Genomic DNA, 21,775 nt, shown 5'->3' with positions numbered 1-21,775 from the left:
CGCCCGCCACAAGTACCTGGCGACCCCGTCGGAATACGCCCGCGGCGAAAGCAACTACCTGTCGGGCCTGCCGGCCTGGACCAAGACCGTGCCGATGGTGGTGCTGGTCAACGTCGGTTCGGCCTCGGCTTCCGAGATCGTGGCCGGCGCGCTGCAGGACCACAAGCGCGCCAAGGTGCTGGGCAACCGCACTTTCGGCAAGGGCTCGGTGCAGGTGATCCTGCCGCTGTCGGAAACCACCGCGGTCAAGCTCACCACGTCGCGCTACTTCACGCCCAGCGGCCGTTCGATCCAGGCCACCGGCATCGAGCCCGACTACGTCGTGGCCGACACCGCCGACGGCGACCTGTTCCGCCTGCCGCGCGAAGCCGACCTGCAGCGTCACCTGTCGAACCCGGGCACGGCCAACGAAGTGAAGTCCAACTCGGACCAGGACAACGTCGACGTGCCGACCAAGGTGTTCGAATTCGGCGGCAAGGATGACTTCCAGCTGCAGCAGGCGATCAACCTGCTGGCCGGCAAGCCGGTGCAGAAGGGCTCGGCCCGCGCCCAGGCCAAGGCCGACGCCAAGCCCGGCGCCGGCAACGCCCAGCGTATGAAGATCACGCCGACCGGAGTCGAGCCCAGCAAGGACAAATGAACGACGAGCAACTACTGCGCTACGCCCGCCACATCCTGCTCGACGAGCTGGGTATCGAAGGGCAGGAAAGACTGCTGGCGGCGCGTGTGCTTATCGTAGGGGCGGGTGGACTGGGTTCGCCCGCCGCGCTCTACCTGGCCACCGCTGGCGTCGGCGACATCACGCTGGCCGATGACGACGTCGTCGAGCTCAGCAACCTGCAGCGCCAGATCCTCCACACCACCGCGAGCGTCGGCCGGCCCAAGGCCGAGTCCGGCCGCGACATGCTGGCCGCCTTCAATCCCCAGACCCGCGTGCATGCCCGCGTCGAGCGGCTGCAGGGCCAGGCCCTGTCCGACGCCGTGGCGCAGGCCGACCTGGTGCTGGACTGCACCGACAACTTCACCACCCGCCACGCCATCAACCGCGCCTGTGTGCAGCATCGCAAGCCGCTGGTGTCGGGCGCGGCCATCCGCTTCGACGGGCAGGTCAGCGTCTACGATCTGCGCGACCCCGAGGCGCCTTGTTACCACTGCCTGTTTCCCGAGGCCGATGACGTCGAAGAGGCCAATTGCGCCACCATGGGCGTGTTCGCCCCGGTGGTCGGCATCATCGGCAGCATGCAGGCGGCCGAAGCGCTCAAGCTGCTTTCCGGCGTGGGCGAGAGCCTGTCGGGGCGCCTGCTGTGGCTCGACGTGCGCACCATGCAGTGGCGCAGCGTCAACGTGCAGCGCGATCCCGAGTGCGCGGTTTGCGGGACCCGCGGGCATTGATCCGTCCGCCCCGTGGATATCCGTCCCCGTAAAATCTGCATGTCACGATCCGTGCGAACAATATTAAAGGTTTGAAATACCTGCTATAACGCCAGCCAGCCTTCCTCCCATGGCAGGCAGCTTTGGACGTATCGGAGTGGAAACAGGATTGAGCTTCAGCCTGCCGAAATGGCGGCTGACCCGATGGTTGACGGATTCCGGGCAGGACACGCCTGCGGACATCCGCGCCGCGCTCATTGCCAGTCTGTTCGGCACCCTGCCCATCTTCGCGGGCGGCGTCATCAATACCTTGATGATCTCGGGCGTGGTCGCCTGGCGCCGGCCCGAGCCGCTCTATATCTCCTGGCTGGCCCTGGAGATCGTGCTGGCGGTGGTGCGGGTCACCATCCTGCGCTCGGCCTTGCGCAACGCCGCCCGGGGCGGCAACACCCATACCGACATCTACATCGTGCTGGCGCTGCTGTGGGCGTTCAGCGTGGGTTACGGCGTCTTCGTCACCTTCCTCAACCATGACTGGCTGGCCGCCACGCTGGCGGGCGTGTCCTGCGGCGCCATGGCCGGCGGCATCTGCTTTCGCAACTACGGCGCGCCGCGGCTGGTGGCCGCGATGATCTTCCTGAGCCTGGGGCCGATGTGCCTGGGCGCGCTGTTCGCCGGCGAATACGTCACCGCCATCGTCTTCATCCAGATCCCGTTCTACCTGGTCAGCATGAGCATCGCCTCGCAGCGGCTGCGTCGCATCCTGGTGTCCACCATGCTGGCCGAGCGCGAGAACGAACGCCGCGCCAGCCAGGACGCGCTGACCGGCCTGGCCAACCGCGCCGGGCTGGAAGCCGCGCTTGAGCGCATCTGCGCCAGCGCGCGCGGGCAGGACAGCGCCGCCGCGCTGTTCTACATGGACATGGATGATTTCAAGATCATCAACGACACCCACGGCCATGCCGCCGGCGACCATGTGCTGAAAACCATCGCCCAGCGCATGCGCGCCATGCTGCGGGTGGACGACGTCGCGGCCCGCATCGGCGGCGATGAATTCATCGTGCTGGCCACCGGCATCGACGCCATCGCCGCGCTGCGCCTGGGCAACCACCTGCTGCGCGACGCCATCCAGCCGATCACGCTGGCCGACGGTACGCGGGTCAGCGTGGGATTGTCGATCGGCATCTCGATCATTTCCAGCGCCGACCGCAAGGCGCAATCGGTGCTGGATTCGGCCGACGCGGCCCTGTACCGCGCCAAGGCGCAGGGCGGCCGCCGCTGCGCGGTCGCCGGCGCGCCCGATCTGGACGAAGTCCGCGAGACCGGCGACGCCGCCGCGACGGCCTGAGGGCTGGCGCCTCAAGCCGCAAGCCCAAGGCACGACACATTCCCCGGTTTCTTCAAAGTTATCAGATAACCTGAAAAGTCTGCGCTATACTCGGCCGCTATGCTGACCAAGAGCCTCACCCTGACCGAACAGGTCGCCCGCCAGATCGCGGGCGACATCGCCCATGGCGTCTATCCCGTGGGCGCCAAGCTGCCGGCCGGCCGCGTGCTGGCGGAACAGTACGGCGTCAGCGCCGCGGTCATCCGCGAGGTCACCGAGCGCCTGCGCGCGCAGGGCCTGGTGCAGAGCCGCCAGGGATCGGGCAGCGTGGTGCTGGCGCGCACCGGCGCGCAGGGCTTCCAGGTGCCCGCCGACATCGCCGTCAGCCGCGAGCAGCTGGCCAGCGTCTACGAACTGCGCATGGAACTGGAAGGCGGCGCCGCCGCGCTGGCGGCCGAGCGTCGCAACGCCGCCGACCTGGAGGCCATGGCTAGCGCCCTGGCCGACCTGGAACATCACCAGCACCATCCCGAACACGGGGTCGAGCACGACATCGCCTTCCACCTGGCGATCGCGGCCGCGACCCACAATCCGTTCTACCAGGACCTGCTGCAGTACCTGAACCTGCAATTGCGCCTGGCTGTCAGCACCGCGCGCGCCAACAGCCGCCAGCTGGCCGGCATGACGGACGCCGTGCACCACGAACACGTCGCCGTGTTCGAGGCCATCCGCGACAGCGATGCGCCGCGCGCGCGGCTCATGGCCGAACGCCACCTGCGCCAGGCGGCCAGCCGCCTGCGCCTCGATTCCCTCTTTCCCGCCTCCAGGCAGACATCATGAGCCCAACCGACATCGCCCAGCGCCTGGTCCAGGCCCTCGGCCCCGACACCGTCTTCACCGCCAGCGAGGACATCGCGCCCTGGCTGTCCGACTGGCGCGGCCTGTACAACGGCCACGCGCAGGCGGTGGTCCGTCCTCGCACCACCGCCGAGGTCGCCACCTGCCTGGCGCTCTGCAACGAGGCCGGCGTGCCGGTGGTGCCGCGCGGCGGCAACACCGGCCTGTGCGGCGGCGCCACGCCCGATGCCGCGCCCGTCAACGTCGTGCTGAGCCTGGACCGCATGAACGCGGTGCGCGCCATCGACACCGTCGCCAACACCATGGTCGCCGAAGCCGGCTGCATCCTCGGCAATCTGCGCCGCGCCGCGCAGGACGCCGGCCGCCTGCTGCCGTTGAGCCTGGCCGCCGAAGACTCCAGCCAGATCGGCGGCAACGTCGCCACCAACGCCGGCGGCGTCAACGTGGTGCGCTACGGCATGGCGCGCGAGCTGGTGCTGGGCCTGGAAGCGGTGCTGCCCAACGGCGAGATCTTCAACGGCCTGCGCACCCTGCGCAAGGACAACACCGGCTACGACCTCAAGCAGCTGCTGATCGGCTCCGAAGGCACGCTCGGCGTCATCACGGCCGTGGCGCTGCGCCTGTACCCGCGCACCGACGTGCGCTCGGTGGTGCTGGCCGCGGTCGAATCGCCGGCGCAGGCGCTGCAGCTGTTCGAGATCCTGTTCGAGCAATGCGGCGCGCGCCTGCAGGCCTTCGAGTATTTCTCCGGCGACTGCCTCGACCTGGTCCTGACGCACGCCGCCGGCGTGCAGGAGCCGTTCGATCAGCGCTACCCCGCCTATGTGCTGGTCGAGCTGGCCGACACCACCGACGAAGCGGCCCTGACCGCGCTGCTGGAAAACGTGATCGGCACCGCGCTCGAACGCGGCCTGTGCCTGGACGCGGCCGTGTCCGCGTCGCTGGCGCAGCTGCAGGCGCTATGGAAGCTGCGCGAGGAAATCTCCGAAGCGCAACGCGCCGACGGCCCGCACCTGAAGCACGATGTGTCGCTGCCGATCGAGAGCATTCCCGATTTCATGGTGTCGGCCGAAGCCCGCGTGCGCGCGCTGTACCCGGACATCCGCCCCTTCATCTTCGGCCATTTCGGCGACGGCAACCTGCACTACAACCTGTCGCGCCCGGCGGGCGCGGACCGCGGCTGGGTGGCCGAACACGGCGCCGCCATCACCGACGCGGTCCTGGACGAGGTCAACCGCTACGGCGGCAGCATCAGCGCGGAGCACGGGATCGGGCAGCTCAAGCGGGAGCATTTCCTGCATAGCAAGGATGCGGTGGAGTTGCGGTTGATGCGGGAGATCAAGCGGGTTTTGGATCCTAAGGGGATTATGAATCCTGGAAAGTTGCTGTAAGAGGGGCTTGTTGGCGGGGGGGGAAGGCGCTTCGTAGGTCGCCCCTCGTCCGGGCGGACCCGATGGCGGGCGCCCACGATTGCGGTCCGGAGCGTTCGCTCCGGACTTCCCCGTTGTCATCCTCGTCCGCCTTCGGCTCCCTTCGGATTCCCTCGGGCGCATCGAGGTTGCCCGCCATCGGGTCCGCCCGACCGAGGGGCTACGTGCGTCTTGGCTCGGTGCGCTGCTAGACCTGTGTGCAGGGCATGAAACCTGCAGGGCTGCCCATTGCGGCCGCGCGGGCGGCCGCAATGGGCGTTTGTGTCGCTGCAAGTGATTTGGGTGCGCTGCGCGATGGTGCAGAGTGGTTTTCTGGTGCGCCCATCTCCTTTGGGGGGGGGCGGTGGTGGGCGGTGCGGTGGGTACTGGTTTGCGCGTGGCGAGCGCTTGCGCCGCCCCCAAACAGTCGTGGGGCTTACGGTGTTTCTGTGGCGCGCGGCTTTTGGACTTCGGTTTTTCGACGGTCTTCCTGTTCTCTCTTTTCTCTCGCCATCGAGTTCGCTCTCTGCAAGCCAGGGATCCCGCGCGCTTAGCTATTCGCTTCTCCAAGCCTGATGCACGCAGATCATTGCCATCCATTCGTAGCGCCTTCGAGAAACGCGCAGCGCCACCCGGCACTCGTCGACCTCGCGTAAGCCAAAAAAAGGCCGCCCGCGCGGCCGGCTTTTGGCGGGCATGCCCAGCCCTTTTGAAAATACCCCGGCCCCCGCAAAAATGCCAAGTACGCAGATATCCCCGGCGACCGCCAGGATTGAGAACCTGTGAGCCCACACCGACACCGCTCCGGGCGTCTCAAGAATCCAACCCTCGCAACCCAAGATCAGACCAACTCCGCAAAAAAACACCACGGATAACAAAAAAGGCCTGGAGCAACGCATCCAGGCCTTTCATATCGCCCCAAGTCCACCAAACCGCCGCCATCAGCGACCAGCCCGGCAAAGGCGAAATCCGTTCAGAAGATCACTGCCGGTGATAAACCTCGGCGCCCTTCTTCACGAACTCGATCGACTTCTCCTGCATGCCTTTTTGCAGGGCGTCTTTTTCGCTCACGCCCTGCGACGCCGCGTAGTCGCGCACATCCTGCGTGATCTTCATGCTGCAGAAATGCGGTCCGCACATCGAGCAGAAGTGCGCCACCTTCATCGAATCCTTCGGCAGCGTCTCGTCGTGGAACTCCTTGGCCGTGTCCGGATCCAGGCCCAGGTTGAACTGGTCGTCCCAGCGGAACTCGAAGCGCGCCTTCGACAGCGCGTTGTCGCGGATCGCCGCGCCCGGATGGCCCTTGGCCAGGTCCGCCGCGTGCGCCGCGATCTTGTACGTGATGATGCCGTCCTTCACGTCCTTCTTGTTCGGCAGCCCCAGGTGCTCCTTGGGCGTCACGTAACAGAGCATCGCCGTGCCGTACCAGCCGATCAGCGCCGCGCCGATGCCCGAGGTGATGTGGTCGTAGCCCGGCGCGATGTCGGTCGTCAGGGGGCCCAGCGTGTAGAACGGCGCCTCGTGGCAGTGTTCCAGCTGCAGCTCCATGTTTTCCTTGATCATCTGCATCGGCACGTGGCCCGGGCCTTCGATCATCACCTGCACATCGTGCTTCCAGGCCACCTGCGTCAGCTCGCCCAGCGTCTTGAGCTCGGCGAACTGGGCTTCGTCGTTGGCGTCATAGCCCGAGCCCGGGCGCAGGCCGTCGCCCAGCGAGAAGCTGACGTCGTAGGCCTTCATGATTTCGCAGATTTCCTCGAAGCGCTCGTACAGGAAGCTCTCCTTGTGGTGCGCCAGACACCACTTGGCCATGATCGAGCCGCCGCGCGAGACGATGCCCGTCATGCGGTCCGCCGTCATCGGAATGAACGGCAGGCGCACGCCGGCGTGGATCGTGAAGTAGTCCACGCCTTGTTCGGCCTGCTCGATCAGCGTGTCGCGGAAGATCTCCCAGGTCAGTTCCTCGGCCTTGCCGTCGACCTTCTCCAACGCCTGGTAGATCGGCACCGTGCCGATCGGCACCGGCGAATTGCGGATGATCCATTCACGCGTTTCGTGGATGTGCTTGCCCGTCGACAGATCCATGACCGTGTCGCCGCCCCAGCGGATCGCCCAGGTCATCTTCTCGACTTCCTCGCCGATGCCCGAACTGACGGCCGAGTTGCCGATGTTGGCGTTGATCTTGACCAGGAAATTGCGGCCGATCGCCATCGGCTCGACTTCCGGGTGGTTGATGTTGGCGGGGATGATGGCGCGGCCGCGCGCGATCTCGTCGCGCACGAATTCCGGCGTGATGGCGGCCGGGATGGCGGCGCCGAACGACTGGCCCGGGTGTTGGCGCAGCAGGCGCTTGACCATTTTCTCGCCGTCCGGACCGCTGTCGCGCAGCGTCTGCAGGTAGTGTTCGCGGCGCAGGCTTTCGCGGATCGCCACGTATTCCATTTCGGGCGTGATGATGCCGCGGCGCGCGTAGTGCATCTGCGAGACGTTGGCGCCGGCCACGGCGCGGCGCGGCGGGCGCTGCAGGTCGAAGCGCATGGCCGTCAGCTTGGGATCGGTCAGGCGTTCCTTGCCGTAGTCGCTGGTCGGGCCGGACAGCACTTCCGTGTCGCCGCGCTCGTCGATCCAGGCGCGGCGCACTTCCGGCAGGCCGCGGCGGATGTCGATCTTGGCATCGGGGTCGGTGTAGGGGCCGCTGCAGTCGTAGACGGTCAGCGGCGGGTTCTTTTCGCCACCGAACATGGTGGGCGTGTCGTCCTGCTCGATCTCGCGGAACGGGACGCGGATGTCGGGACGGGAACCGACTTCGTAGACCCGGCGGGATTTGGGCAACGGGGCGACCGCGGCCGCGTCGACTTCGGCGGTGGCGGCCAGGAATTTGGGATTGGCGTTCATGGAAAGCTCCAAGCGAATGGTTTGGAGCCGATCGGGAATGGACTCCCGCCATGCAGGCATGGCGGGAATACGGCTCCCAGCATCGGCATTATCCGTACTGGTACGAAGGGACTCTCTCAACACGTCGGGCCGGTTCGGCGCGACGAGTACCCCTGCGCGAAAGCGAAGTATAGAGCCTGCCCGGTCCCCGCGCGAATGACGGTCGATGCTGCGCTGCGGCAGCGCGATCCTCGATGGATTGCCGATGCTGGTAGTACCGCTTTACATTTGGAATCAGTCTGCGGAGACAGTGCCATATAGGTTCTGTACACTTTTTCGGTCAGCCGGGGGTCAGCCCTCCGGCCTCAGTCCACTCAAGAAGGAAACGAGCATGCAACTTACCCTACGCAAACTGGCACCCGCCCTGGTGGTCATGACCCTTGCGCTTGCGGGTTGCAAGACCGCCCCGACCAAATCCGGCGCCGCCGCCACGCCCGATGCGGCCGGCCAGCAGCAATCCTCCGGGCAGCAGCAGCCCGCCACCGCCTCGGTGGTCGAGTTCTACGTGGCCCAGACCCAGGCCGCCCCTGGCCTGGTCGAAGTCAGCCTGCCCGACGGCAAGCTCTACATGCAGCAGCAGCCCGTGCTGACGCGCGCCGACCTGACCGAAGCCGCCGCCCTGGTGGATCGCCAAGGCGCCAATTTCGTTGGTCTGCGTTTCTCGGAAGCCGGCACGCGCAAGCTGACCGAGATCAGCACCCAGAACGTCGGCAACATGCTGGCGCTGGTGATCGATCGTGAACTGATCGCCGCCCCGCGCATTGGCGAACCGCTGAACCGTGGCGTGCTGGCCTTCGGCGTGCCGTCTGCGCAAGCGGCCTCCGACATCGCCGCCAAGATCCGTGGCGAAAGCGCGCCCGCTCCTGGCGCCGCGCCGGCCCCGGCGCCCGCCAAGCCCTGATCTTTCCAGGCATGAAAAAACCCGGCGATGCCGGGTTTTTTTTGTCCTGCTTCCGCCCTTGTCTCAGCCCTTGCGGCCGCGCGGCTTGACGCCGCGACGCGCCGTCATGGCTTCAATGAAGGCCAGTGTCACCGCCTCCAGCGCCACCCGGTCCTCGGCCGTGAGCGTGTCGAGCATGGCGGGCGAGATCGTGGCGTAGGGCCATGGCGCCAACGGCCGCCCGCGTCGCGCAATGGCGCGGGGCAGGGGCTCCGAGACGCCGGTGGCCGGCAGCGTATCGCTCAGGTCGTAGCTTTCCATGGGCAGTTCCATGGGACCCTTGCCGGTCTCCAGCCATTCGAGTTCCACCTTCAACACCTGCGCCAGCTTGCGCAGGGAACGGCTCGAATGCCGCAGCCCGCTCTCATAGCTGCCGATCGCGCTCTGCGACAGGCGGGTCAGGCGCGCCAAGGTTTTCTGCGTGTGGCCACGCAAAAGACGGGCGTGCTTCAGTCGGTCTGAAAAAGTCTTCACGCGTCGATTGAAGCTTGCGCCGTAGGCACTTTGGTGGATATAAATATTACTTAAGTGATAAGTTCGAAGAGGCGCTCACATGCAGGAAAGAGGTTACGTCCTCGTCGTGCAACTTGGTGGAATGGCATGCAACAAGTTCGTGCATACCTTACGTCAATTTCAATGGGAGGTCGGTCTGTGCCGCTCGCCGGAGGGCCTGTTGGCGCGGCTGCGCAATGAACCCGCCGATGCCATCGTGTTGCGCGGCGCCACCGACGACCTGCCGCAACTGATTGCGGCGTTGCGTCGCGCCGCGCCGGGTTGCGCCGTGGTCTGGCAATCCCCCGAAGATTCCGCGCCGGCCCGCATCGCCGCGCTCGACGCGGGCGCTCATGTGTGCGTGCCGCTGCAGGCGAACATCCCCGAATGGGATGCCGTCCTGCGCAACCTGATTCGCTACCAGCATCCCGCGGCCGACGCCATGCCGCGCTGGCGCGTCGATGGCCGTGGCCGCATGCTGGCCGGGCCCGCCGGTGAACGGCTGCCCCTGACCAACACCGAACGCGCCTTTTTCGTCAGCTTGTTGAATGCGCCGCACCAGTGCCTGCCGCGCGAGGGCTTCTTCCCCGATGCCACGCGTGATTCGCTGGACGGCGCGCGGCGTGTCGATGTGCTGGTGTCGCGCCTGCGTTCCAAGGCGCGTCGGCTTAACATCGACCTGCCGGTGCTGGCCGTGCGCGGGTGGGGCTACATGCTGCTGCCGCAGGGCGTGCCGGCCGAACAGCAGTAACCTGGCCCGCCGCCGGCGCGGTCCGGCTGGCGCGGTGCGGACGGCCATTGCGATCACGTGCTCCCGGTCGCAAGCAGGCGCTGTCCCGACCACAAAAAAAGGCGCCCCTGAGGGCGCCTTCTTCATCGTCAACCGGCGGTGCCTGTCAGAGCACGACCAGGTTGTCGCGATGCATCAGTTCGGGGTCGGTCATGCTGCCGAGGATGCGCGCGATCTGCGATGACGGCTGGCGCAGGATGCGGCGCGTATCCACCGACGAATAATTGATCAGGCCGCGCGCGCATTCGCGGCCCTGGCCGTCGACGCAGGCGACCACGTCGCCGCGGCCGAATTCGCCTTCCACGTCCACCACGCCGATCGGCAGCAGGCTCTTGCCTTCACGCAGCAGCGCCTGCACGGCGCCGTCGTCCAGCACCACGCGGCCGCGCAGGCGCAGGTGGTCGGCCAGCCATTGCTTGCGCGCCGACCAGACGGGCAGCACGGCGCGCAACTCGCTGCCGATGCATTCGCCTTGCGCCAGGCGCGTCAGCACGTTGCGTTCGCGGCCCGAGGCGATCACGGTGTGCGCGCCGCTGTGCGCGGCGCGCTTGGCCGCCAGCACCTTGGTCAGCATGCCGCCGGTGCCGATGCCGCTGCCGGCGCCGCCTGCCATGGCTTCCAGCGCCGGATCGCCGGCCTGGGCGTGGGCCATGAACTTGGCGTCGGGATTCTTGCGGGGGTCGGAGTCGTACAGGCCGCGCTGGTCGGTCAGGATGATCAGCGTGTCGGCTTCGATCAGGTTGGTGACCAGCGCGCCCAGCGTGTCGTTGTCGCCCAGCCGGATCTCGTCGGTGACCACGGTGTCGTTTTCATTGACGATCGGCACCACGCCCAGGCGCAGCAGCGCGAACAGCGTGCTGCGCGCGTTCAGATAGCGGTGGCGGTCGGCCAGGTCTTCGTGGGTCAGCAGGATCTGCGCGGTGCGCAGGCCGTATTCGGCGAAGGCCGCTTCGTAGGCCTGGCACAGGCCCATCTGGCCCACCACCGCCGCGGCCTGCAGTTCGTGCATCACCGACGGGCGCTTGCGCCAGCCCAGGCGGGCCATGCCTTCGGCGATGGCGCCGCTGGACACCAGCACCACCTGCTTGCCCTGCTTGTGCAGCGCGGCGATCTGGGCGGCCCAGTGCGCCACGGCGGCGCGATCCAGGCCTCGGCCTTCATTGGTGACCAGCGACGAGCCGACCTTGGCGACAAGGCGCTGGGCGTGGGTGACGACGGAAACGGCGGGTGATTCGGCAGACATGATGGCGGCGGGCTGCGGCGCGAAAAAGGCGTAATCGAATGAGATTGCGATTATGGCTTATTCGTCGCCACGCGGCGCGGCCGGCTTCTTGTCGGCGTCGGTGCGGGTGTCGTCGAAGCGCGGGTCTTCGGCGACGTAGGTGCCGTCGGCCTGGTCCTGCGCCAGCTGTTCCTTTTCGCGTTCCGCGTCGAGGTAGTCCTGCAGCGCGTAGATCAGGTCCTGGGTGCCTTCGCCGGACAGGCCGGAAATGCCGAACACCGGGCCCTTCCAGTCGTACAGCTCGATGAAGCGGCGCTTGGTGTCCTCGGGATCGGTCACCATGTCCAGCTTGTTCAGCACCAGCCAGCGCGGCTTGGCGGCCAGCTCGGGATCGTAGCGGCGCAGTTCCTCGACGATGGCGCGGGCATCGACCACGGCCTGCTCCACGGGATCCGCGTCGGGATCGGGGGTGGACACGTCGACCAGGTGCAGCAGCACGCGGGTGCGCGCGAGGTGGCGCAGGAACAGGTGGCCCAGGCCGGCGCCTTCGGAGGCGCCTTCGATCAGGCCGGGGATGTCGGCCACGACGAAGCTGCGCGACGGCGAGGTGCGCACCACGCCCAGGTTCGGGTGCAGCGTCGTGAACGGGTAGTCGGCGATCTTCGGCTTGGCGTTGGAGATGCGGGTGATCAGCGTGGACTTGCCGGCGTTGGGCAGGCCCAGCAGGCCGACGTCGGCCAGCACCTTCAGTTCCATGCGCAGGTAGCGGTGTTCGCCTTCCTTGCCGGGCGTCCACTGGCGCGGGGCGCGGTTGACGCTGGACTTGAAGTGCATGTTGCCCATGCCGCCCTGGCCGCCCGCGGCCAGCACGACTTTCTGCTCGTGGCGGTTCAGGTCGAACAGGACTTCGCCGGTGTCGGCGTCATGGATGATGGTGCCGACGGGCACGCGCAGCGTGATGTCCGGGGCGGCGGCGCCGTACTGGTCCGAACCGCGGCCGTTTTCGCCGTTCTTGGCGCGGTGCAGGCGCGCGTAGCGGAAGTCGATCAGCGTGTTGATGTTGCGATCGGCCACCGCGAAGATGGTGCCGCCGCGTCCGCCGTCGCCTCCGTCCGGGCCGCCCTTGGGGATGAATTTTTCGCGGCGAAAGCTCGCCACGCCATTGCCGCCTTTGCCGGCGACGACTTCAATGGTGGCTTCGTCTACGAATTTCATGATGTCTGCGCGTGTATGAGATAGGGGGCTTCGCCGCAACGCGGCGAGGGTCACCGCGCATTTGCGGTGGCCGGAAGGAAAAAAAGCCCTGCCGCGTGCGACAGGGCTTTGCCGTTCTGGCCTGCGGCGGATCGCTGAGGCGACCGCGCCGCTGGCCGGATCGTGCTGCGTCGAGGATTACTCGGCGGCGACGATCGAAACGGTTTGCTTGTTCAACGCGCCCTTGAAGCCGAATTGAACCTTGCCGTCGATCAGCGCGAACAGGGTGTGGTCCTTGCCCATGCCGACGTTCACGCCAGCGTGGAAACGGGTACCGCGCTGACGCACGATGATCGAACCAGCGGGAATCAGTTCACCGCCGAAAGCCTTGACGCCCAGACGCTTCGATTCTGAGTCGCGTCCGTTTCGCGTAGAGCCGCCGCCCTTTTTCTGTGCCATGTTTAGCTCCTGCTAATGTGGTACCGAGTCGCGTCTTAAGCCGTGATGGCTTCGATGCGGATTTCGGTGTAGTTCTGACGGTGGCCCTGACGCTTCTGATAGTGCTTGCGACGGCGCATCTTGAAGATCTTGACCTTGTCGTGGCGGCCTTGCGCAAGAACCGTTGCCTTGATCACGGCGCCGGCGACGAGGGGCGTACCAACTTTCAGTTGGTCGCCTTCGCCCACGGACAGCACTTGATCCAGGGTGATTTCTTGCCCAATGTCAGCCGGTATCTGTTCTACCTTGAGTTTTTCGCCAATGGCAACACGGTACTGCTTGCCACCGGTTTTTACGACCGCGTACATGGGGTATTCCTTAAATAGGTAAATGGGCTTATTCGCTTGCCGGCCCTGCTGGGCTGGCGGTACTTGCCTGGCGGTTGGACGACCCTGGATGTTCGGGGCCGTGCTGCATGCTGGAAGGCTGCGTATCAAGCGGGCGTGGACTCTGGGCCCATCCGCTTTTCCCCGCGTTTGCTTCCCTGCGGTTCACCGGGCGCGTAGTGCGTAATTCACCGACGTAATTCGGCCATCACTGACCGAATCCGGGATATTAGCGTGGGGCTGGGGAAAAGTCAAAAAGCGCTTGCGGGGTAAGGGCTTAGGTGTCGCCTGGACGCCGCGGTGGCCGTTCCGGATGGTGAAAAAAAGGGGGCCGATCAATGCGGATGACGGCCGTCGATGGCGGGCGCGTCCCGGGGCGCGGGGCGTCCCTGGGTCCGGCTTTGGTTCCTGACAGCCCGTATAATCGCTGGTCGAATCCCCCGCCATTGAGGCGGCCCAGCGGTAAGAGCTGTTACATACGGCTCGTTTCACTCTCCGGATACGTCTTGAATCTCCCCGCGCTCATTGCTCCCATAGTTGACGATATGAAAGCCGTCGATGCGGTTATCCGCGAGCGGCTGAATTCCGAGGTGGTGCTGATCCGTACGATCGGCGACTACATCATTGGCGCCGGCGGCAAGCGCATGCGTCCGGCGATGGTGCTGATGGTGGCGCGCGCGCTGGGCTACGAAGGGACGCATCACCAGTTGCTGGCCGCCGTCGTGGAATTCATCCATACGGCGACGCTGCTGCATGACGACGTGGTCGACGAGTCCGACCTGCGCCGTGGCCGCGAGACCGCCAACGCGGTGTTCGGCAACGCCGCCAGCGTGCTGGTGGGCGACTATCTCTATTCGCGTTCGTTCGAGATGATGGTCGAGGCCGACTCGATGCGCATCATGAGCATCCTGTCCGAGGCCACCACGGTGATCGCCGAGGGCGAGGTGCTGCAGCTGCTGAACGTGCACGATCCGGACGTGTCGCAGGAGCGCTACCTGCAAGTCGTGCGCTACAAGACCGCCAAGCTGTTCGAGGCCGCGGCCCAGGTGGGCGCGGTGCTGGCCGGCGCCACGCCCGAGCAGGAAGCCGCCGCCGCCGCGTATGGCCGCCATGTGGGCACCGCCTTCCAGCTGGTCGACGACGTGCTGGACTACAGCGGCGATGCCGCCGCGCTGGGCAAGAACGTGGGCGATGACCTGCGCGAGGGCAAGCCGACGCTGCCGCTGATCCGCGTGATGGAAGTGGGCACCCCGGAACAGCAGCAATTGATCCGCGACGCCATCAAGACGGGCGATGCCGATTTCGCCGCCGTGGCCGCCGCCATCCAGGCGACGGACGCGCTGGAACACGCCCGCCAGGCCGCCGAGGTCGAGGCGAATCGGGCCCGCGAAGCACTTTCTTCGTATCCCGTTTCCCCTTTTCTAAATTCTCTGTTAGAATTCTGCGCTTTCGCGGTGAATAGAGATCGCTAGCTGAAAAGCCGTGCTGGAAACAGTCGCTAAACAGCGTGGTGGTGAAATGTTCACCAGGCGGGAAGGCCCAAGCCTTCAAGCCGAAGCGGAAAGATGATTTGGTTGCACTGAGCGCAACGAAGTCAGTAGCTGTAAGGTGTGGGTGATGTATAGGCCCATACCCAGACTCGGGGCGTAGCTCAGCCTGGTAGAGTACTGCGTTCGGGACGCAGGAGTCGGAGGTTCGAATCCTCTCGCCCCGACCACTTATCTGTGGTCGAATTCTTGGTGGTGTTCCCGACACCACCAGCAATAGCCGGATCCGCGAAAGCGGCGCCGGCTTTTTTGCGTCTGGGGCCCGTAATCGGGGGAAGCGGCGCGGGATCGTGCGCGGCAGGGGCGTGCGGTCGGCATGGCCGGCGAATACGTTGCCAGCCAATACGTCGCCGGCCTGTACACGCCGCCGGGTCAGCGGATCACCGCGTAGCCGGCCGTCTCGGCCGCCTGTGCCATGCCGTCCAGCACCGTGTACGCGGCCGGGTCGGGCCGGGTGAAACGCGCCACGTGGGCGGCGCGCAGCAGCGGCTTGTGCGCCGGATCCTCATGCATGGCCAGTAGTGCGTCCGAGAGGGCCTGTGCGGCGGCCGGATCCACGTCGGGGCCCGCCACCAGCAAGGGGTTCGGGGTCCAGGGCGTGTACGCCAGCGTGCGCAGCCCGGCCAGCGCGGCCGGATCATGCTCGCGCAGCAGATCCAGATACCAGGCGTCCGCGGCGGTCAGGTCGATCTCGCCGTCGGCCAGGGCGCGCAGCAGGCCGCGCGGGTTGCCGTAAGGCCCCTTGGAGGCCGCGAACAGGGCGCCGCCGGGCGGGGCAACCTTGGCGAGCGCCGCGCGCGGCGCGTTCCAGCCGGATTGCGAGTCCTGCACCATCCAGCCATAGCGGCTGCCGGCCGCGTCGGCCAGCGACGACCACGTGCAGTCGGCGCGAACCAGGAATTCGCTGCGATAGCGTGGCAGGCCCTCGTAGGCCGGCCAGTCGGGCACCACCGCGGCCATGGCGCCGAATGCCCTGCCGGCCTTCAGCGCCCTCACGTAGGGCCAGCCGCACATGAAGACGCCGCACAGGCCGGGCCGTTCCCAAAGCTCGCCGATCGGCGCCGGCCAGCCATGTTCGACGAATCGCACGCGCAGCCCGGCGCGATCATGCGCGGCCCGCAGCAGCGCATGCCAGGCGGCCCGCGCCGCGGGCGCGACGTCGTACATGCGCGTCGAAGTCATGAATTCCATGGCCGGCTTCCTACGCGAACTTGAGGGTCTGGCCGAGGCCCATCTTGCGGGCTTTCTCCAGCATGGCGTGGCCGAGCGCGATGTCGGTGGTGGACAGGCCGCGGTGCCAGAACAGGATGGTCTCGTCATCGCGCTCGCGGCCCGGCTTCAGGCCGGCGACGATCTGGCCCAGTTCGGCGTGCAGGTTTTTCTCGGTAATGCGGTCGCTGTCGACGTGGGCGCGCAATGCGCCGTAGGGCAGACCCTTGCGGCATTGGCCCCAGTCATCGACCACCACTTTGCTCATGATGTCGGTCAGGCTCAGTTCCACCGCGCTCATGGTGCCATAGGGCATGACCAGGGCGCCGGGCTTGATCCATTCGGTCTTGAGCAGCGGCGTGGGCTGGGGCAGGCGCGAGGCCTCCACCACGATGTCGGCGCCGCGCACGCAGGATTCCCAGTCGTTGACGACCTTCACGGGCTTGCCCAGGTCGCGCGACAGGCGTTCGCCGAAGGCCTGCTGGCTTTCGGGGCGGCGCGAATGCACGCGGATCTCGTCGAAGTCGTAGAGGCTGTCGAGCAGGCGCACATTCCAGTACGAGGTGCCGCGCGAGCCGATATGGCCCAGGACCTTGCTGTCCTTGCGGGCCAGGTACTTGGCGCCCAGCGCGGTGACCGCGCCGGTGCGCATGTCGGTAATGGCGGTCGCGTCCACCACCGCCAGCGGCTTGCCGTTGACCGGATCGAACAGGTTTAGCAAGGCCATCTCGGAAGGCAGGTCGACCTTGTAGTTGTCGACGAAGTCGCTGACGACCTTCACGCCGGCCACATGCAGCGGCGCGATATAGCCGCGCAGCACGTTGAAATGCCCCTTGTCGGAGGATTCCGGCACCAGATGCATGCGCGGCTCGATGACGGTCTGGCCGCGTCCCTGGGCGTCCAGCGCGCTTTGCACGGCGGCCAGGATTTCGGCGTCGGTCAGGCCCAGCGCGCGCACGTCAGGGCCGTTCAGATAGGTGATGTCGATGGATTGCATGTTGTCTCCCTTGTTTATTGAATTGGCTGGATGCCGGCCTGCTTGACGATGGCCGCCCATTTGTCGGTTTCCTGCTTGATCGCCTGGCCGAAGTCGGCGCGGTTGGATCCGGCCGGATCCACGCCCAGGCCGGCGAACTTCTGGCGCACGGATTCCTTCTGCAGCACGGCGGCGATATCGGCCTGCAACTGATCGAGGATGTCGGGCGGCACCTTGGCCGGCGCGACGATGCCGTACCAGGAGGTCACGTCAAAGCCCGGGTAGCCGCTCTCGGCCACGGTGGGCACGTCCTTCAGTTGCGGCAGGCGCTGCGGGCCAGCCACGGCCAGCGCGCGCAGCTTGCCGGACTGGATGTGCGGCAATACGGTGGATACGCCGGCGAACATCATGTCGACGTTGCCCGCCACCACGTCGTTGACCGCCGCGGCCATGGCGTTGTACGGGATATGGCGCGTGACGATGCCGGCCGACTGGTTGAGCAATTCACCCGCCAGATGGGCACCGCTGCCAGGTCCGGGGGAGGAGTAATTGAGCTTGTCCGGATGCTGGCGGGCGTAGGCCACCAGTTCGGTGAAGGTCTTGGCGGGCACGCGCGCGTTGACCACCAGCACGTTGGGCGAGGTGGCCAGCATGGTCACCGGCGCGAAGTCCCTGGCCGTGTCGAAGGGCAGCTTGGTGTAGAGCAACGGGTTGACCGTCAGATTGCCCGCCGGCGCCAGGGCCAGCGTGTAGCCGTCCGGATTGGCGCGCGCGACATAGTCCATGCCGATATTGCCGGACGCGCCGACTTTGTTCTCGATGATGACCGGCACGCCCCATTTGCTGTTGAGTTCCTGGCCGACGATGCGCGGCAGCGCGTCGGCGATGCCGCCGGCGCCGAACGGGACGACGATGGTGACAGGGCGGGCGGGATACTTGCCGTCGGCCGCGCCGGCGGGCGCGGACAAGGCAGTGGCGAGAAGGGTGCTACTCAGGCACAGCGCGACATACTTGTTCATGGTCATTCCCCTTGTTGCAGATCTGGCTGCGGCGCGGCGCCTACGGTGTGACGGCGCGCTCTTCATCAAGAAACCGTTCGGCGCGCGCAATGTCGTCGGCCAGTCTCCTGTCTTGTGAAAGAAACGGTACTTCCTGGCGGAATGCGGCCAGCACGGCGCCGGTTCCCTTGCCCACCGGGCGCTGTCCATCGGCGCGCGTGCGCAGGTCCACCGCCTGCGCGGCGTGGATCAGTTCGATGCCCAGCAACGTGCGCAGGCGCACGGCCTGTTGGCCCAGGCGCTGCGCGGCCAGCGGCCCGTTGGTGGCCACGTCCTCGATGTTGCCGGCGACCGCCAGCGCATCGGACGAGACGGGATGCGACAGCGCGCGGATCTCGGTGGCCAGCAACGAGACGGGCTTCTGGATGGTGGTGTAGGCCAGCGTGGTGTCGTTGGGCGACAGGAAGCGCGGCAGCCTGGTGAAGGCGGGATCGCCCATGCGCAGCACGCGTTGCGCCGAGGACTGCGCCACCTGTGACAGCGCGATCCCGACCGATTGCAGGGGCACCACCCAGGCCGTGGGATCGAACCCGGCGCTGGGCACCACGGCGCCGCGCTGTGGGCCCTGGGTCACGTAGTAACGGGCTTCCTGGGCAGAAACGCCGGGCGGCGGCGCCGCGTCCAGGATCACGGTCGGGTTGTCGTCGGAACTGTTGATCTGCACCCGCAACTGGACATCCAGCTGCCGCAGGGCTTCGCGCGCCGCGCCGTGCACCTGGCTCACGGTGCGAAAGCTCAGCGGGTCCTGCAGCGAGCGCTGCTCGTCCGCCTGCCACAGCGCGCTGCCGTCGAGCAGGGACAGGATGCGTTGGGCCACCTGTTGCTGGGCCGGATAGGGCCGCTGCGCCTGGGTGATGGCCAGCAGGGGCGCGATATTGCCGTTCAAGCCCTCGAGTGACAGTGCCGCGACTTCATCCGCGCGGTCGAGCATGCGCCCGGCTTCGTCCGCGGCCAGGATGGCCAGCGCGGCGCCGTAGGCATTGGAGCTGAGCAGGGACAGCGAGTCCTTGGCGTAGGGCTTGACCGGCGCCAGGCCGACGCGGCGCATCGCGTCGGCCGCGGGCATGGCTTTGCCGTCCAGCTCGATCATGCCTTCGCCCATCATGGCCAGGCCGATCTGCGGCAGGATGGTGATGTCGGCCTGGCCGACCGACCCCTGCCCGAGCACGACGGGCGTCAGGCCCTTGTTGAGGAAGTCGACGTATTGGCGCACCAGGGGCGGACTCATGCCGGTGTCGCCGAACAGCGCGGTATTCAGCCGGATCAACATGGCGGCGCGCACGGTTTCGGTCTTCGCCGGCTCGCCGTAGGCGACGGTGTGCGACAGCAGCATGCGGTGATTGAAGGCGGCTGACGCTGCCCGGGCCTCGTCGGACAGCGTGTCGCCCGAGAAAATCGTCTGGTCCTTGTTCTGGCCGACGCCGCGGTTCAGCCCGTAGACGGGCTGCCCCAGGCGGCCATATGCCAGCAGCAGGTCGTGCGAGCGGGTCACGCGCTGCCAGGAGGCGTCGGTGGGCGCCACCGCCTGGCCGCGCCGGGCCACCGCGATCACGTCCGACGGGGTGAGCGACCCGCCGTCCAGCGCCAGGGAGCTTTGCTTGTCCGCGACGCGCGCTTGCGCCTCGGGCGGCGCAGCGGCCGCGGTGGGCGTCGCGGGCAAGGTTGCCGCCAGGGCCAGCAGCAGCGGTCCCGCGAGCCTGCGCGAGACCGCGCTCAGCTTTCGTCGGAAGCCCCTGATGGAGCGCGGCCCGGCAAGGGCGCGGGAAAACGATGGCGTAGCGCACTGCGTTGCATTCATGGACACGTTCCAGAAAGTGCAATGTCGGAGGGAGTCTTTTGTACTTGCCTATACAAGTACAGTCAACCGTGTTTTCCCGACATGGCACCCGCTGGCGCGTGTCCCGGTGGCGCGAAGGTCAGTCCTTCATGGCGCTGCCGTCATAGAGATCCGTGCGGCGATGCTCCCAGGCCGGCAGGCCGGCGCGCAGGGTAGCCACCCGTTCCGGGTCGAGGTCGGCCGTGATGTGGCCGGTGCGGTCCGGCATGCAGGCCAGCACGGTGCCCCAGGGGTCGATGATCATGCTGCGCCCCAGGCAGGGCAGGCCCGGGCCGTCGCCGCCGATCTGCGCGGCGGCGATCACGTAGCACTGGTTTTCGATGGCGCGGGCTCGCAGCAGGGTTTCCCAATGGTCGCGCCCGGTGTGCAGGTTGAACGCCGCGGGCACCACCAGCACGTTGGCGCCGCGTCCGCGCAGCGCGCGGTAGAGCTCGGCGAAGCGCAGGTCGTAGCAGATGCTCAGGCCCAGCGTCAGGCCGGCGGCCTCGACCGTCTGCAGATGGGCGCCCGGCGCGAAGTCGGCGGATTCGCGGTAGGGCGTGCCGTCGACCACCGCGTCATACAGGTGGACCTTGCGGTAGGCGGCGGCGATGCTGCCGTCCGGGGCGAAGGTGACGCCGGTGTTGCCGAGCCGCTCCTGGCCCGCCAGCCGTTCATGCATCGAACCCAGGTGGATCCAGCAGGCGTGGCGTTGCGCCAGCGCGGCCAGGCGCGCGGTGACCTCGCCGGGAATCGGGCTGGCGGCAGCCCGCAGCGTGGATGGGGCGCCGCGCACGTCGCTGTATTCGGGCGTGACGATCAACCTGGCGCCGTCGTTGGCCGCGGCCGTGATCGCGTGTTCCAGCGCCGCCAGGTTGGCGTCGCGGTCGCCGCGGCTGTCGAGCTGGATGGCTGCGACTCGGATGGACATGGGGGTTTCCTTGTCAGTGTTCCCGCGCCTGGGCCTGCAGCCCCAGCGCGACGGCGCGCGCGATCTGGCCCAGCAGCGCGGCGCCTTCGCCGCCCTGGAGCGTGTGCGCGGTCTGCCAATCGGTGAAACCGTCGGCTAGCACCGCCAGCACCACGCTGCGGTCGGCCACGGTGAGGATGCCGGCATCGTGGCGCAGGCCCGGCAACTGGCCGGCCTTGCTGGCCAGATGGGCCGGCGCGGGCAGCGCGGCGCCGAAGTGGGCGCGTTCGCGCTGGTCGGCCAGCAGGTCGAGCGCGAAGGTCCGCAGGGGCGCGGGCAGCATGCCGTCGCGCAGCAGCCAGCAGAGCGCGGCCGTGGCGTCGTCGGCGCTGGTGAAGTTGTCGCGGCCGGCCTCGCGCGCGGCGGCGTCCATCATGCGGCGCTGCAGGCGGCTCGCCGGCAGTCCGGCGCGCTGGCTCCATTGGTTGATCTCGTCGAACCCCAGCAGCTCGATCAGCGCGTTGGTGGCGACGTTGTCGCTGAGCACGATCATCAGCCGCGCCAGTTCGGCCAGCGACAGGATGGTGACGCTGGGCAACTGGGCCAGGATGCCGGTGCCGCCGGCGCGGTCGGCGCAGGCGGGCAGCACCAGCGGCTGGCCAAGCGTGTAGCGGCCGCCGGCCACGGCTTCGAGCAGCGCCAGCAGGATGGGGATCTTGATGATGCTGGCCGACGGTTGCGCGCGGTCGGCCTGGCGCGCCAGCACGACGCCGCCATCCAGGTCGCGCAGGCTCAGCGAGACCCGCGCGGGCGTGGCCGCCAGCAGGGGCGCCAGCGCCGCGTCGACGTGCTGGCGCAAGGCATGGTGGTCCAGCGGCTGCGATCCCAATGGGAACAT

General features: G+C 67.3%; 20 protein-coding genes and 1 tRNA gene. 9 read left to right on the top strand and 12 right to left on the bottom strand.

From position 1 onward, the window contains the following. From AOZ49_RS08505 to AOZ49_RS08485, 5 genes are all read left to right on the top strand, one after another. On the top strand, window positions 1-640 hold a 640-nt coding region (locus AOZ49_RS08505), incomplete at its 5' end, for a S41 family peptidase (protein ID WP_231690284.1). After that, window positions 637-1,392: a HesA/MoeB/ThiF family protein gene (locus AOZ49_RS08500; protein ID WP_054474869.1), complete on the top strand. Its 756-nt coding sequence runs from the start codon at window positions 637-639 to the stop codon at window positions 1,390-1,392. The genes AOZ49_RS08505 and AOZ49_RS08500, both read left to right, overlap by 4 nt. Window positions 1,393-1,540: 148 nt before the next feature. Further along, window positions 1,541-2,719 carry a GGDEF domain-containing protein gene (locus tag AOZ49_RS08495; RefSeq protein ID WP_082380365.1) on the top strand — a complete coding sequence of 393 codons (1,179 nt, stop codon included), beginning with the start codon at window positions 1,541-1,543 and terminating at the stop codon, window positions 2,717-2,719. 99 nt (window positions 2,720-2,818) lie between these two features. Further along, window positions 2,819-3,538 (top strand): FadR/GntR family transcriptional regulator, encoded by a 720-nt coding sequence (locus AOZ49_RS08490; protein ID WP_054429333.1) that lies wholly within the window; start codon window positions 2,819-2,821, stop codon window positions 3,536-3,538. After that, window positions 3,535-4,947 carry an FAD-binding oxidoreductase gene (locus AOZ49_RS08485; RefSeq protein WP_054474867.1) on the top strand — a complete coding sequence of 471 codons (1,413 nt, stop codon included), beginning with the start codon at window positions 3,535-3,537 and terminating at the stop codon, window positions 4,945-4,947. The genes AOZ49_RS08490 and AOZ49_RS08485 overlap by 4 nt, the downstream gene beginning before the upstream one ends. Before the next feature lie 999 nt (window positions 4,948-5,946). On the opposite strand, the gene thiC is transcribed toward AOZ49_RS08485, so the two are convergent. After that, window positions 5,947-7,860 (bottom strand): phosphomethylpyrimidine synthase ThiC, encoded by a 1,914-nt coding sequence (thiC, locus tag AOZ49_RS08480; protein WP_054429335.1) that lies wholly within the window; start codon window positions 7,858-7,860, stop codon window positions 5,947-5,949. A gap of 370 nt (window positions 7,861-8,230) precedes the next feature. Here thiC and AOZ49_RS08475 point away from each other — a divergent pair, with 370 nt between their 5' ends. After that, on the top strand, window positions 8,231-8,800 hold the full coding sequence (locus tag AOZ49_RS08475; RefSeq protein ID WP_054474866.1) for a SecDF P1 head subdomain-containing protein: 570 nt from the start codon (window positions 8,231-8,233) through the stop codon (window positions 8,798-8,800). A 63-nt stretch (window positions 8,801-8,863) separates the two neighbouring features. On the opposite strand, the gene AOZ49_RS08470 is transcribed toward AOZ49_RS08475, so the two are convergent. Continuing rightward, complete coding sequence (locus tag AOZ49_RS08470) at window positions 8,864-9,313, bottom strand: helix-turn-helix domain-containing protein (protein ID WP_050813108.1); 450 nt, start codon at window positions 9,311-9,313, stop codon at window positions 8,864-8,866. Window positions 9,314-9,452: 139 nt separating this feature from the next. Between AOZ49_RS08470 and AOZ49_RS08465 the strand changes: the two genes are divergently transcribed. Beyond that, window positions 9,453-10,082, top strand: coding sequence for a winged helix-turn-helix domain-containing protein (locus AOZ49_RS08465; protein WP_231689814.1), 630 nt, complete (start codon window positions 9,453-9,455; stop codon window positions 10,080-10,082). A 145-nt stretch (window positions 10,083-10,227) separates the two neighbouring features. Here AOZ49_RS08465 and proB read toward each other — a convergent pair whose 3' ends face one another. From proB to rplU, 4 genes are all read right to left on the bottom strand, one after another. After that, window positions 10,228-11,364 (bottom strand): glutamate 5-kinase, encoded by a 1,137-nt coding sequence (gene proB, locus AOZ49_RS08460; RefSeq protein ID WP_054474865.1) that lies wholly within the window; start codon window positions 11,362-11,364, stop codon window positions 10,228-10,230. A 57-nt stretch (window positions 11,365-11,421) separates the two neighbouring features. Beyond that, on the bottom strand, window positions 11,422-12,558 hold the full coding sequence (obgE, locus tag AOZ49_RS08455) for a GTPase ObgE (protein WP_054429339.1): 1,137 nt from the start codon (window positions 12,556-12,558) through the stop codon (window positions 11,422-11,424). Between the two features lie 177 nt (window positions 12,559-12,735). After that, window positions 12,736-12,996: a 50S ribosomal protein L27 gene (gene rpmA / locus AOZ49_RS08450; protein WP_006216229.1), complete on the bottom strand. Its 261-nt coding sequence runs from the start codon at window positions 12,994-12,996 to the stop codon at window positions 12,736-12,738. Window positions 12,997-13,031: 35 nt separating this feature from the next. Next, window positions 13,032-13,343 (bottom strand): 50S ribosomal protein L21, encoded by a 312-nt coding sequence (gene rplU / locus AOZ49_RS08445; protein WP_006389960.1) that lies wholly within the window; start codon window positions 13,341-13,343, stop codon window positions 13,032-13,034. Between the two features lie 524 nt (window positions 13,344-13,867). On the opposite strand from rplU, the gene ispB reads away from it, so the two are divergent. Both ispB and AOZ49_RS08435 read left to right on the top strand, forming a co-directional pair. Next, complete coding sequence (gene ispB, locus AOZ49_RS08440) at window positions 13,868-14,833, top strand: octaprenyl diphosphate synthase (RefSeq protein WP_054429340.1); 966 nt, start codon at window positions 13,868-13,870, stop codon at window positions 14,831-14,833. 168 nt (window positions 14,834-15,001) lie between these two features. Continuing rightward, window positions 15,002-15,078: transfer RNA gene (locus AOZ49_RS08435), tRNA-Pro, on the top strand. A 202-nt stretch (window positions 15,079-15,280) separates the two neighbouring features. On the opposite strand, the gene AOZ49_RS08430 is transcribed toward AOZ49_RS08435, so the two are convergent. The 6 genes from AOZ49_RS08430 to AOZ49_RS08405 form a co-directional block, all read right to left on the bottom strand. Continuing rightward, the gene (locus AOZ49_RS08430) at window positions 15,281-16,099 is read right to left on the bottom strand and encodes a phosphate/phosphite/phosphonate ABC transporter substrate-binding protein (protein WP_054429341.1); all 819 of its coding nucleotides are present in this window, start codon (window positions 16,097-16,099) and stop codon (window positions 15,281-15,283) included. A gap of 10 nt (window positions 16,100-16,109) precedes the next feature. Further along, on the bottom strand, window positions 16,110-17,114 hold the full coding sequence (locus tag AOZ49_RS08425; RefSeq protein ID WP_054429342.1) for an ornithine cyclodeaminase family protein: 1,005 nt from the start codon (window positions 17,112-17,114) through the stop codon (window positions 16,110-16,112). Window positions 17,115-17,128: 14 nt separating this feature from the next. Further along, window positions 17,129-18,112 (bottom strand): Bug family tripartite tricarboxylate transporter substrate binding protein, encoded by a 984-nt coding sequence (locus AOZ49_RS08420; RefSeq protein WP_054429684.1) that lies wholly within the window; start codon window positions 18,110-18,112, stop codon window positions 17,129-17,131. 40 nt (window positions 18,113-18,152) lie between these two features. Further along, window positions 18,153-19,811: an HAL/PAL/TAL family ammonia-lyase gene (gene hutH / locus AOZ49_RS08415; RefSeq protein ID WP_054474864.1), complete on the bottom strand. Its 1,659-nt coding sequence runs from the start codon at window positions 19,809-19,811 to the stop codon at window positions 18,153-18,155. A 256-nt stretch (window positions 19,812-20,067) separates the two neighbouring features. After that, window positions 20,068-20,898, bottom strand: coding sequence for a carbon-nitrogen hydrolase family protein (locus AOZ49_RS08410; RefSeq protein ID WP_082380364.1), 831 nt, complete (start codon window positions 20,896-20,898; stop codon window positions 20,068-20,070). Between the two features lie 13 nt (window positions 20,899-20,911). Next, on the bottom strand, window positions 20,912-21,775 hold the full coding sequence (locus AOZ49_RS08405) for a serine hydrolase (RefSeq protein WP_054429344.1): 864 nt from the start codon (window positions 21,773-21,775) through the stop codon (window positions 20,912-20,914).

Source organism: Achromobacter sp. 2789STDY5608615, assembly GCF_001298995.1.
Taxonomy (GTDB): Bacteria; Pseudomonadota; Gammaproteobacteria; order Burkholderiales; family Burkholderiaceae_B; genus Achromobacter; species Achromobacter insuavis.
Note: the sequence above shows the minus strand (reverse complement) of the source record. Positions and strands in the feature narration are given on the sequence as shown.

Excerpts from the sequence above, each read along its gene's own strand:
- AOZ49_RS08500 (WP_054474869.1), top strand. The coding sequence starts at position 637 with ATGAACGACGAGCAACTACTGCGCTACGCCCGCCACATCCTGCTCGAC.
- AOZ49_RS08490 (WP_054429333.1), top strand. The coding sequence starts at position 2,819 with ATGCTGACCAAGAGCCTCACCCTGACCGAACAGGTCGCCCGCCAGATC.
- AOZ49_RS08485 (WP_054474867.1), top strand. The coding sequence starts at position 3,535 with ATGAGCCCAACCGACATCGCCCAGCGCCTGGTCCAGGCCCTCGGCCCC.
- thiC (WP_054429335.1), bottom strand. The coding sequence starts at position 7,860 with ATGAACGCCAATCCCAAATTCCTGGCCGCCACCGCCGAAGTCGACGCG.
- AOZ49_RS08475 (WP_054474866.1), top strand. The coding sequence starts at position 8,231 with ATGCAACTTACCCTACGCAAACTGGCACCCGCCCTGGTGGTCATGACC.
- proB (WP_054474865.1), bottom strand. The coding sequence starts at position 11,364 with ATGTCTGCCGAATCACCCGCCGTTTCCGTCGTCACCCACGCCCAGCGC.
- obgE (WP_054429339.1), bottom strand. The coding sequence starts at position 12,558 with ATGAAATTCGTAGACGAAGCCACCATTGAAGTCGTCGCCGGCAAAGGC.
- rpmA (WP_006216229.1), bottom strand. The coding sequence starts at position 12,996 with ATGGCACAGAAAAAGGGCGGCGGCTCTACGCGAAACGGACGCGACTCA.
- rplU (WP_006389960.1), bottom strand. The coding sequence starts at position 13,343 with ATGTACGCGGTCGTAAAAACCGGTGGCAAGCAGTACCGTGTTGCCATT.
- AOZ49_RS08430 (WP_054429341.1), bottom strand. The coding sequence starts at position 16,099 with ATGGAATTCATGACTTCGACGCGCATGTACGACGTCGCGCCCGCGGCG.
- AOZ49_RS08425 (WP_054429342.1), bottom strand. The coding sequence starts at position 17,114 with ATGCAATCCATCGACATCACCTATCTGAACGGCCCTGACGTGCGCGCG.
- AOZ49_RS08420 (WP_054429684.1), bottom strand. The coding sequence starts at position 18,112 with ATGAACAAGTATGTCGCGCTGTGCCTGAGTAGCACCCTTCTCGCCACT.
- AOZ49_RS08410 (WP_082380364.1), bottom strand. The coding sequence starts at position 20,898 with ATGTCCATCCGAGTCGCAGCCATCCAGCTCGACAGCCGCGGCGACCGC.
- AOZ49_RS08405 (WP_054429344.1), bottom strand. The coding sequence starts at position 21,775 with ATGTTCCCATTGGGATCGCAGCCGCTGGACCACCATGCCTTGCGCCAG.